Source organism: Myxococcus guangdongensis (genome assembly GCF_024198255.1).
Taxonomy (GTDB): domain Bacteria; phylum Myxococcota; class Myxococcia; order Myxococcales; family Myxococcaceae; genus Myxococcus; species Myxococcus guangdongensis.
In genome coordinates, this window is sequence record NZ_JAJVKW010000020.1 from 1 (window position 1) to 12,127 (window position 12,127).

The 12,127-nt window shown below is 71.5% G+C and carries 4 protein-coding genes; all 4 read right to left on the minus strand.

Annotated elements, in window-relative coordinates; all coding sequences use genetic code 11:
* Positions 1-1,616, minus strand: a 1,616-nt coding sequence (locus tag LXT21_RS39690; RefSeq protein ID WP_254043451.1) for a condensation domain-containing protein, incomplete at its 3' end; no start/stop codon positions are given.
* Between the two features lie 106 nt (positions 1,617-1,722).
* Positions 1,723-6,096, minus strand: coding sequence for a type I polyketide synthase (locus tag LXT21_RS39695; RefSeq protein WP_254043452.1), 4,374 nt, complete (start codon positions 6,094-6,096; stop codon positions 1,723-1,725).
* 20 nt (positions 6,097-6,116) lie between these two features.
* Complete coding sequence (locus tag LXT21_RS39700; RefSeq protein WP_254043453.1) at positions 6,117-7,415, minus strand: glycosyltransferase; 1,299 nt, start codon at positions 7,413-7,415, stop codon at positions 6,117-6,119.
* Positions 7,416-7,447: 32 nt separating this feature from the next.
* Positions 7,448-12,073: a type I polyketide synthase gene (locus tag LXT21_RS39705; protein ID WP_407667096.1), complete on the minus strand. Its 4,626-nt coding sequence runs from the start codon at positions 12,071-12,073 to the stop codon at positions 7,448-7,450.
* Between the last annotated feature and the right edge of the window lie 54 nt (positions 12,074-12,127).

Below are 12,127 nucleotides of genomic sequence, written 5' to 3' on the forward strand. Positions count from 1 at the left end.
GAGAGAGACGTCTTCTCGAAGCGGAGGGCCTCGGCGTGAGGCGTGCGGAGGGCCTGGGCCTCGAAGAGGGAGTGGAGGGTGGCGTCCTCGGGGTAGCGGACGTGCTCGCCCTGGAAGTCGGAGAGCAACTGGACGTGCTCATCCTGGGTGAGCAACGGCAGCTCGGACAGACGGGTGTCCGGGTTGGCGGCCACCGCGCCGAGCAGCGTGTAGAAGTGCCCACGCAGCCGCTGGACCGTCGTCACGTCGAAGAGGTCAGTGTTGTACTCGAGCCAGCCGAAGATCTCGTCCGGTCGGTCCTCGCGCAGCTCCAGCAGCAGGTCGAACTTGGCCGAGCCCGGGTCCACGAGCAGATACGTGGACTGCAGCCCCGGCATGGACAGGTCCTGGCGCGGGGTGTTCTGGAAGCTGAACATCACCTGGAACAGCGGGTGACGGCTCAAATCGCGAGGGGGCTGCAGCTCCTCGACGAGCTTCTCGAAGGGCAGCTCCTGGTGCGCGTACGCCGCCATGCACACGTCCTTCGCGCGGCGCAGCAGCTCGCGGAAGGTGGGGTTGCCGCCCAGGTCATTGCGCAGCACCAGCGTGTTGACGAAGAAGCCGATCAACGACTCCAGCTCCGGCACGTTGCGGCCGGCGATGGGTGAGCCGACGGTGATGTCCGTCTGCCGCGAGTGACGGTGCATCAGCGTCTGGAACGTCGCCAGCAACGTCATGAAGAGGGTGGCGCCCTCCTGCTGGCTCACTTCCTTCAACGCGCGCGTGAGCGCCACCGGGAGCGTGACGAACTGACGCGAGCCCCGGTACGTCTGACGCACGGGACGCGGCCTGTCGGTGGGCAGCTCCAACGGCGCGGGCAGCGTCTTCAGGTGCTGCTTCCAGAAGTCGAGCTCGACGCGCAGCCGCTCGCCCTGCATCCGCTCGCGCTGCCACTCCGCGAAGTCGGAGTACTGGATGGCGAGCTCGGGAATCGCGGGCGACTGCCCGGTGACTTCCGCGGCGTAGAACGCCATCAGCTCGCGCACGAAGACGCCCAGCGACCAGCGGTCCGTCACCAGGTGGTGCATGGTGACGAGCGCCACGTGGTTGTCGGGCCCCAGGCGCAGCACCTTGCCTCGCAGCAGCGGGCCCTTCGCCAGGTCGAACAGGCGCTGGGACTCCTCGCTGGTGCGGCGCTCCACCTCCGCGTCCTGCTCCTCCTTGGCCAGCGCGGAGATGTCCTCCACGGGGATGGTCAGCGTCAGCTCCGGCAGGACGACCTGCACGGGGAGCCCATCGTCGCGCGCGGCGAACACCGTGCGCAGCGACTCGTGCCGACGCACCACCTCGTTCACGCACCGCTCCAGCAACGGGACGTCCAGCGTGCCAGTGAACTGCACGGTGATGTGGACGTTGTAGGCGAACGCCTGACCGCCCTCGAGCTGGTCCACCACCCACAGTCGCTGCTGCGGGAAGGACGCGGGCGCGGGCTCGGTGCCGGCGCGACGCGGAATGGTCCGCTCGAGCGCCTGGGCCGACGAGGCCTGCAGCTGGCCCTTCTTCTCCTTGAGGAGCAACTCGTAGAGCGCGCGCTGCTTGGGAGTGAGCTTGTCGAGGTTCTTGGAACTACCGCTCATTGCTGGACTCCGGGTCCTCCGGCCGCTGGGGATGGCCCAGGGCGGAGGGAAGTTCGAGGGGGCCGGGCGAGCAGGGCTCGCCGGTCCATGAAAGGTTCAGGGCCGGCTAGCGCGAGCGACGCGCGAGCTCGGCTTCGATTTCTTCGTCACTGAGGTTGGCCAGCTCATCGAGCGCGGCCTGACTGGCGGCCTCTTCCAGCGCCGCCTGATGGTCCGCCACCAGCTTCGCCAGCGAGGCCACCGTGGCGGCCTCGAAGAGCTTTGCCAGGGGAATGTCGAGGTCGAACTGGGTGCGCAGCCGCCCCGCCACGCGCGTGGCCAGGAGCGAGTGTCCACCCAGGTCGAAGAAGTTGTCGTTGAGGCCCACGGAGTCGACGCCGAGGATCTCCTGCCAGAGCGCCGCGAGCTGCTTCTCCAGCTCCGACGCGGGCGCGACGAAGGGCGTCTTCGAACGCCGTGGTTTGCCGGCCGCGCGTGCTCCCGCGACGGGCTGCGACGTCTCGCGCTGAATCCACAGCCGCCAGCGCTGCGCCAGGTCCCCGGTGGCGACCACCACCTGGCCATCCACCCCGAGCGTCACCAGCCGGCGCACTGCCTCCGCGCCCTCCGCGGGCGTCATGGCGTATTGGTCCATGCTGGTGCGCACGTTGGTGTGCTTCGTCTCCTCGGGCCACGGGTCCCACGACGCGCTCACCCAGCGCGTCCCCACCCGGCCCGCGCGCGCCTGCGCGAATGCATCCATGAAGAGGTTCGACGACGCGTACGTCAGGTAGCCCAGGCCGCCGAGCACCGCGGCGTTGGACGAGAAGAGCAGCACGAAGTCCGCCGAGCGGCGGCTCAGCACCTGCTCCAGCGCATACGTGCCATGGACCTTGGGACCGAACTGCGTCTCGGATTCGCTCCGGCCGATGTCCGTCAGCGGGTTGTAGAGCGACGGACCCTGCGTGACGCCCGCGCAGTGGAGCACGCCATTCAACGCACCGAAGCGGGCCTCCACCTTGGCGACGGCCGCCTCCAGTTGCGCCGCGTCCGCGACGTCCGCGTGGACCACCATCACCTGCGCGCCCGCCTGCTCCAGCTCCCGCACGCGGAGGATGCGGCGCGCCACGGCGTCGTCCTCGGGGTGCGTGGCCAGGTAGCCGTCCCACTCGGAAGGCGCGGGCAGCGCCGTGCGACCCAGCAGCGCGATGCGCGCGTGGAGCGTGCGCGCCAGGTGGTCGGCCAGCATCAAGCCGACGCCGCCCAGGCCGCCGGTGATGAGGTACACGCCCTGCTCACGCAGCGGCGTGGGGGCCTCGCCCGCGGGCTCAAGGCGCAGCGGCGAGTGCGTCTGCGCGTAACGGAGGCTGCCGCGCCATGCGACCACGGCGTCACGCGAGCGTTGGCTCAACTCCGCGAGCAATCGCTCCGCGAGCTTCTCCACCGCGGCGCTCCCGGGCGCGGGGGCGACCACGTCGAGGCAGCGCGTGGAGACGTGCTCCTGCTCCTGCGGAATCACCTTGCAGGGACCCAGCAGCGTGGCCTTCTCGGGGAGAGCCGTGCCCTCGCCCGCGACGTCCCGCACGCGGTCCGTCACCACTTCGACGCGCACCGGGCGCGACGTGTCGCCCTTCGCGAGCGCCTGTCCCAGGTGCAACAGGCTGTAGTAGCCCGTGTCCTGGACCTTGCGGAACAGCTCGGGGCTGGACGCCTCCTCGCCCGAGGAGCCCAGGCTCCACAGATGCACGACCACGGAGGGACTCAGGTCCTGGTCGGCCAGGTCCTTCCACAGCGTCGCGTAGTCACCACGCAGCCGGGCATCCAACGCGTATCGCTTCGCCGCGTCGCGCATGAAGGCGCCACCCTGGCGCACGCGCACCACGTCCTGTCCTGCCTCCTCCAGTCGACGGGCCAGCGCCTCTCCGACGCCCAGACCATCGACGAAGAGCACCCAGCAGCGGCGCTCCGACAGCGCCTTGCGGTCCAGTGCGATGGGCGCCGTGCGGTGCCACGCGGGGACATGGAACCAGTCCGCGACGTCCGTGAGCTTTCCTTGCGGCGCCTGGGCCGACACGGCCTGAGTGGCCTCGACGCGCGCGGCGGGCGCCACCCAGTAGCGCTGGCGCTCGAAGGGGTAGGTGGGCAGCGGCACGCGGCGAAGGCCACGGTCCTCGTTCACGTCGTCCCAGTCCACCTCCACGCCATCCAGCCAGAGCTGGCCCAGCGTGCTCAGCACGGAGGCCAGCGCGGGCTGAGCGTCCGCGAGGCTGGCCCTGACCGCGCGCGTGCCGGTGGTGCCGGCCAACGCGCGAGCGCGCTCGACGAGTGCTCCCGCGGTGCCCATCGCGAGGACGACGCGGGTGGACTCCTTCACCAGCTCGCGCAGCGCATCGTCCAGGCGGGACGTGTTGCCCGCCGCGTCCAACCAGGTCTCCGGGCGCACGGCCTCGGCGTCCGTCACGAAGGCGCCCGTCGCGGCGGAGAGCAGCGGCACCTCGGGAGACTTCAGATTCGAGCCCGTCAACCCTCCACGCTGGCTGCTCGGGTCGCCGAGCAGCGCCATCGTCAGGGCCTTCTCCAGCGTGAGCGCACCCGAGATGCTCGCCGCGACCCACGCGCCGATGCCCTCTCCGAGCACGGATTCGGGCACCAGGCCCCAGGACATCCACAGTCGCGCCAGCGCGTACTGCTCGACGAAGCGCGCCATCGTGCCCAGGGGCGCGGTGAGCGAGGGCCGGCTGCCGTCCTCGGGATACATCGCGGCGCTCAGGTCCAGGTCCAACGGCGAGCGGAGCAGCTTCGCGCAGGCGTCCACCTCCGCGCGGAAGACAGGCTCCGAGCGGTAGAGCGACTCCAGCGGAGCACCGACGCCCGCATCGGAGAAGAGGAACGACACGGGGCGCTGGCTCGTCTCATGCGTCGCCGTGAGGACGCGCTGGGGCTCGGCCATGCGCAGCACGCGCACGGCGTCCTGGACGTCACGGGCGACGACGACCCGGCGGTGCGAGTGCGCCTTGCGGCCCACCTGGAGCGTGTGGGCCACGTCCGCCAGGGACAGCCCGGGCTGGGCCTCCAGATGCTGCGCGAGCCGCGCGGTCGCCGTGTCGAGCGCCGTGTGGCTGCGCGCCGACAGCACGAGCAACTCCCAGGGCCGGCTCGCGGACGACGCGGTTGTGGCGGGCGCCTCCTCGAGGATGACGTGCGCGTTGGTGCCGCCGATGCCGAACGAGCTCACGCCCGCGCGCCGGGGCGTGCGCCCACGGGGCCACGGCTGGAGCGCGGTGTTCACGTAGAAGGGACCGCTGTCGAAGTCGATCTGCGGATTGGGCGACTCGAAGTGGAGGCTGGGCGGGAGCTGCTGGTGCTTCATCGCGAGGATGGCCTTGAGCAGGCTCGCGCTGCCAGCCGCCGCGTCCAGGTGCCCCACGTTCGTCTTCACCGAGCCGATGGGGATGGTGCGCCGCCCCTTCGTCTTGCTGCCGAAGGCCTTCGTCAGCGCGCGCACCTCGATGGGGTCTCCCAGCGCGGTGCCGGTGCCGTGTGCCTCCACGTAGTTGATGCTGTCCGCGGACACCTCGGCGGCGGCGAGCGCGTCCTTGATGACGGTGGCCTGGCCCTGCACGCTGGGCGCGGTGAAGCTGGCCTTCACGGCGCCGTCGTTGTTGATGGCCGAGCCCTTGATGACGGCGTGGATGGTGTCCCCGTCGGCGAGCGCGTCTTCCAGTCGCTTGAGCACGACGAGGCCGATGCCGCTGCCGAAGATGGTGCCCGCGGCCTTCGCGTCGAACGCGCGGCAGTGGCCGTCCGGCGAGGCGATGCCACCGTACTGGTACAGGTATCCCACGTTCTGAGGGACGTTGATGGCCACGCCGCCCGCGACGGCCATCCGGCACTCGTCGGCGAGCAGCGCCTGTCCGGCCAGGTGCAACGCGACCAGCGCGGTGGAGCACGCGGTGTGCACCGAGTACGCGGGGCCGCGCAGGTTGAGTCGGTGCGCCACGCGCGTGGTGAGGAAGGCCAGGTCGTTGCCCAGGCCAATCTCGAACGGGTCCAGTCCACCCAGCGCGGCGGGGTTCGAGAAGAGGTTGAAGACGTACGTGTCCGTGCGCGCGCCGGCGTAGACGCCGATGCGGCCCTTGAAGCGCTCGGTGTCGTAGCCCGCGTTCTCCAGGGCCTCCACGGCGCACTCCAGGAAGACGCGCTGCTGCGGATCCATCACCTCCGCTTCCTTGGGGGTGACGCCGAAGTAGCCCGCGTCGAACAGGTCCGCGTCCTCGAGGACGGCCGCGGCCTTCACGTAGTTCGGGTCCGAGCGCACGGCCGCCGTGTCGAGCGCGCTGGGCTCCAGGTCCGCGTCCTCCAGGAAGCGGATGGACTCCACGCCGTCGCGCAGGTTCCTCCAGAAGGCCTCCAGGTCGCGCGCGCCCGGGAACCGCCCCGCCATGCCGATGACGGCGATCTCCAGTCCGGTGGTGTCCGCGTTGGACGAATCCGTGGCCATGTCTCTCTCCCGAGTCTCGCTCAAGTGTCGACCTTCCTCGCCCGCTGCTGCTTCAGCGCGCTCCTGCGCCGCTGACGCCGCCCCTCGTCTTCCGCGTCCTCATCGCCCTCGTCCCCGCTCACCGGGTCCGAGGCGAGCCCCACCCGACGGACCAGGTCCTCGATGTGGTGACGCGCCTTCGTCGTTCCGTGCTCTTCGCGAAGCTGCTCGCCCAGCCTCGCCGCCGTGGCGCGCGGGCCCGTGTGCTCGTGCGCCGCGCGCAGCGCCGCCGCGAGTCGCTCCACGCTCAGCTCGCCGATGGGAATCGCCGGTCCACCGCAGCCGCGCTCCTGGACGACCTCGCCCCAGGTGAACTGGTCATACGTGTGCGGCACGACGACCTGGGGAACTCCCGCGCGGAACGCCGCGCCCGTGGTCCCCGCGCCGCCGTGGTGCACCACACACGACACCCGCGAGAACAGCCACGAGTGCGGCACCTGTCCGAGCGCGTGCGCCATCGCAGGCAGGGCGCGCTGGCCCAGGCCGCTCCAGCCGTGCTGGATGAGGACCCGTCGACCCGCGCGCTCGGCGGCGGCCACCAGCGTGTCCGTCAGCGCCGCGGAGTCCGTGTGCGTCATGCTGCCGAAGGTGATGCACACCGGCGCCTCGCCCTCCGCCAGGAACGCGGCCAGCTTCGCGTCCGGCGTGAAGTCCGGCTCGTCGAGCAGGCAGTAGCCGACGGTGTGGTGGTGCGCCGGCGCGTCCGACGCGGGCGGGCGCACGTGCCGGCTCAGCGCGGTGAGGACGAGCTGGGGTGACAGTCCATCCACCAGCGGGTTGTCGAGCGGAGGCAGCCGCAGGGACTCGCGCAGCGGGTTCACCAGTCCGCGCACCGCGGCCTGGAAGGCCGGGCTTCCGCCACCGCTGCCGCTGTGCTCCACGAGCACCGTGACGAAGGGCAGGTGCGTGAGGTCGTGCACCATGCGGGCGGCGGGCTGGACGCGTCCACTGACGAGGACGTCGGCGTTTCGGCACGCGGCGCGCAGGTCCTCGAGCATGAGGGGCACGGCCTCGGCGAGCGGTTGGAAGAGCTGGAGCATGCCGCCGGCGGAGTGGGCGACCGCGGGGTTGCCCATCATCGCCTGGGTGATGCCGCTCTGGGCGTCCCGGAGGTCCGGGCCCACGGGCGCGAACTCCAGGCCGTGGTGTCGCGCCAGCGCTTCGTACGAAGGCGCGGCGGCGAGCACCGGCTGGTGGCCGTGTCGCTTGAGCTCGACGGCCAGGGCCACGAAGGGCTGAACGTCACCGAGGGACCCGAAGTTGGTGAGGATGACTCGCATGGTGCGCGGGCAGGGTCGACTTGCGGGCCGACTCAGCCCTCGTCCTCCGCGTCCTCGTCATCGGAGCGCCGACGGGAGCGCTGCCGCTGGACGTTCTGCTTGCGACGCTGCACCGTGGACTCGCGCTCGTCCGTCTCCGACTGCACCGCGCCGGCCTCGGGAGGCTGGAGCAGGGCGGCCAGGGCCTTCACCGTGACGCCTTCGTAGAGGCTGGAGGCGGGCACGCTGATGTCCAGGCGCCGCTTGAGCCGATCACTGAGCTGCACGGCGATGAGCGAGTCGCCGCCCAGCTCGAAGAAGTTGTCCTGGATGCCGATGGGCGCGACGCCGAGCGTCTGCTGCCACAGCTCCGTGAGCGTGCGCTCCATCTCCGTCGTGGGCGCGACGTAGGCGCTGCGCAGGTTCGACGGCCGGGGATGCTGGGTCCGCGCGGCCGGGGTGACGGAGTCCACGGCCTCGACGGCACGGGGCCGCGCCTGTCGCGTCACCGGGTCGTGCGTGGACACCACCCACCAGGCGCCCTCGGTCTGCGCGAGCACGCGTCCGAGTGCTTCGGCGCCTTGCTCGGGAGAGATGGCCAGCCGGTCCAGGGCCTCACCGCGTGCACCTGGGTGCGCGCCGTAGTCCTCCACGCGCACCACGTCCCAATCCAGGCTCACCCAACGCCGACCCGCGCGAGTCGCCGCTTCGGCGAACGTGTCCTGCCATGCGCTCGCCGCCGTGTGCGCGACGGTGGCCATGCCGCCCAGCACGGAGGAGATGGAGGACGCCACCACGCGGAAGTCCAGGGGCCGATCGCCGAGCACCTGGTCGAGCAGCGCCAGTCCCCGCACGCGCGCGTCGAAGTGCCACGCGCTCTCCTCGGGCCCTGTCTCGGAGACGAGTCGTGCCACCTGCTCACGCGGCAGCCAGGCCCCGTACACCGCGCCGTGCAAGGCACCGAAGCGCGCCAGCGTCGTGTCCACCGCTTCGCGCAAGGACTCCTGTCGCGTCACGTCGACGGTGAGGACGACGACCTCGGCGCCCAGGGTCTCCAGCTGACGAGCCCGACGGATGCGCTGCGAGACGGGATGCGCATCGCCGTGCTGGGACAGGTGCGCGTCCCAGTGCTCGCGGGACGGCAGGTCCGCGGGCTCCAGGCACACCAGCTTCGCGCCGGGCGAGATGTTCGCGAGGGCGCGTGCGTTCATCGCGCCCACGCCGCTGAGGCCATGCACCAGCAGGTACACGCCACCCGCGCGCGAGAGGACGTGTGCGCCCGCCGCATCATGCAGCGGCAGCGGCTCCAGCGTACGGACCCACCGGTGGGGGCCGCGCAGCGCGACGACCGTGTCCGAGGCCGTCGAACGAAGCTCGGCGCGCAGGGAGTGGAGGCTCGCGGGGGCCAGCTTGAAGTCCGCGTCCGTCACCACATCGATGTGACGCAGGCGCAGGAAGGGCTGCTCTTGCGAGACGACCTGGCAGGGGCCCAGCACCGTGGCCTTGTCCGGAGCGAGAACCTCATCGCCCGTCACCTCGTGGACGTGGTTCGTCACCACCCAGATGGAGCAGGGGCGCTCGGGGGCATGCTCGACGAGGGCGCGCGCGAGGGCGACGAGTGAGTGGAACCCGCTCGCCTGTGCCTGCGCGAAGGACGTGGGGAGCCCGGGCGTGAGGCCCCACAGGTGCACCACGGCGTCGGGGAGGAGGGCCGCGTCGCGCAGTACACCGAGCAGCGCGCGGAAGTCCGACAGGGAGCCGGGCGCGACCGTGAACTCTGAGTCGCCCGTGCGACTGAAGGCGGTGCCAGGGCGAACGTGGAGGACTCGCCGCTCCTCGCCGGGGGCGGCGGCCAGGAGCGCGTCGGTGGGCGAGGACGCATCCTCGAACACCATCCACACCCGAGGCGTGTTTCCACGAGCGACGAGCGCGGGTGCCAGCGGGGCGCGCTTCCAGGACGGAACATGGAACCAGCGCTCCATCGACTCCTGGACGAGCGCGGTCTCCGGGGTGACGGGCGCGCTCGTCGCTTCGGACGCCGTGCTCCGCGCCTCGGGCTCCACCCAGAAGCGCTGACGCTCGAAGGGATAGGTGGGGAGGGGGAGCCGGTGGCGTCGCTCCTCGCCGTGGAAACCCTTCCAGTCCACGGTGACGCCCGCGAGCCAGAGTCCGCCCAGCGTGGTGTACGCGAGCGGCGGTGTGCCCGGCGCCACGGTGTCCTGCGACGTCGGCATGGACGCGAGCACCGGACGCGCCGCGACGGTGTCGGGGTGCCTCCGCGCGAGCCTGCTGAGCACCTGTCCCGGTCCGCACTCGAGCAGCGCGCGCTTCGGGTCCGACAGCAGGGCGTGGAGCCCATCGGCGAAGCGCACCGCGCCGCGCAGGTGCTGCGCCCAGTAGCGCGGGCTCGTCGCCTGCTCGGTGGTGATCCACGTCCCGGTGACGTTGGAGACGAAGGGCAGGGTGGGCGGCCGCAGCGGCATGGCCGCCGCGCGCGCGGTGAAGGCGTCGAGGATGGGGTCCATCATCGACGAGTGGAACGCATGCGACGTGGCCAGCACGTGGCTGCGCACGCCGGCCTCCTCGAGCTGGCGGCGCACGCGCTCCACCGCTTCATGCGGCCCGGACACGACACACTGCATGGGCGAGTTCACCGCGGCGAGGCTCAGCTCGGTGCCCAGGTAGGGGCGCACCTCGTCCTCGCTCAGCGGCACGGCCAGCATCGCCCCGGACGGGAGCGACTGCATCAGCCGTCCACGCGCCGCCACCAGCTGGAGCGCGTGCTCCAACGTGAAGACACCCGCCAGGCACGCGGCCACGTACTCACCGATGCTGTGGCCGAGCATCGCGGCGGGCTTCACGCCCCAGGACATCCACAGCCGCGCGGTGGCGTACTCGAGCGTGAAGAGCGCGGGCTGGGTGAGCTCCGTCCTCGCCAGCGTGCGCTCGTTCTCCTCGGGCGTGCCAGACTTCGGATACAGCACGTCGCGCAGGTCCTTGCCGCCCAGGTGCGGAACGAGCAGCGTCGCGCACCGGTCCACCTCGGCCCGGAACACGGGCTCTGAGTCGTACAGCGCGCGGCCCATGCCCACGTGCTGCGAGCCCTGACCGGGGAACAGGAACGCCACCGGCCGGTCCACGCTGTCCTGGGCCTCGGGGGCGGACTGCTCGGCGGGAGCCTGGGTCAACGCCTCCACCGCGTCGCCTGCCTCGCGCGCGAGGATGACGCGTCGATGCGAGAAGCGCTGACGCCCGGCCTGGAGCGTCCATGCCACGTCCGCGAGCTTCGCGTCGGGCAGGCTCTTCAGTGCCTCGGCCAGTCGTCGCGAGCTCGCCTCCAACGCGGAGGGCGTGCGGGCAGACAGCGGGAGCACCTGCCACGCCCGGCGCGGCGCCGCGCTGTCCAGCGGACGCGGCGGCTGTTCCAGCACGACGTGTGCGTTGGTGCCGCCCACGCCGAACGAGCTCACCCCGGCGCGGCGAGGCATGGCGGTGGCCGGCCACGGCTTGAGCGTCGCGTTGACGTAGAAGGGGCTGTTGTCGAAGTCGATGGCCGGGTTGGGCCGCTCGTAGTGGAGGCTGGGCGGCAGCTCGCCGTGCTTGACCGCCATCGCCGCCTTGATGAGCCCGGTGACTCCGGCCGCGGCGTCCAGGTGGCCCAGGTTGCCCTTCACCGAGCCGAGCGCGCAGTAGCGCCGACGCTGCGTGGACGCACGGAAGGCGCGCGTGAGCGCCTCCACCTCGATGGGGTCTCCCAGCGGCGTCGCGGTCCCGTGCGCTTCCACGTAGCCGATGTCGTCCGCCTCCAGCCCCGAGGCCGCCAGCGCCTCGGCCACGACCTGGGCCTGCCCCTCGACGCCCGGCGCGGTGTAGCCCGCCTTGAGCGAGCCGTCGTTGTTGATGGCCGAGCCCTTGATGACCGCGTGCACGGTGTCGCCATCGCGCATCGCGGCCTTCAACTTCTTGAGCACCACCACGCCCGCGCCGCTGCCGAACAGCGTGCCCCGCGCCTTCGCATCGAAGGGCCGGCAGCGTCCATCCGGGGACGCCATGCCGCCCTCCACGTGCCGATATCCGTGGAGGAAGCTCACGTTGACGGAGGCGCCGCCCGCGAGCGCCATGTCGCACTCGCCGTTGAGCAGGCTCTGGCAGGCCAGGTGCACCGCCACCAGCGACGTCGAGCACGCGCTCTGCACCGCGTGGCTCGCGCCCCGGAGGTTCAGCTTGTACGAGACGCGGGTGGCCAGGAAGTCCGTGCCGTTGCCGATGTTCACCTGCACCGGCTCCACCGACTCCAGCACACGCGGGTTGCGCGCCAGGTTCATCAGCAGATACGTGTTGAGCGTGGCGCCGCCGTACACCGAGACGGCGCCCGGGAAGTCGCGCGGCGAGTAGCCCGCGTGCTCCATCGCCTCCCAGCAGACCTCCAGGAAGACGCGGTGCTGCGGGTCGGTCAGCTCCGCCTCACGCGGTGGCATGTCGAAGAACGCGGCGTCGAAGGCCTCGGGCTCGGGCATCACCGCGGAGGCGCGCACGAAGTCCGGGTCCTCCACCTGCTCCGGAGCGACGCCGGCGGCGAGGCTCTCCTCGGGCGTGAAGAAGCGGATGGACTCCACGCCGCCGCGCAGGTTCGCCCACAGCTCGGCCGTGCTCCGCGCGCCGGGAAAGCGCCCGGACATGCCGATGATGGCGAGGTCCGCGTCGTCGATGTCTGACGGCTGCTTCACGTCCAC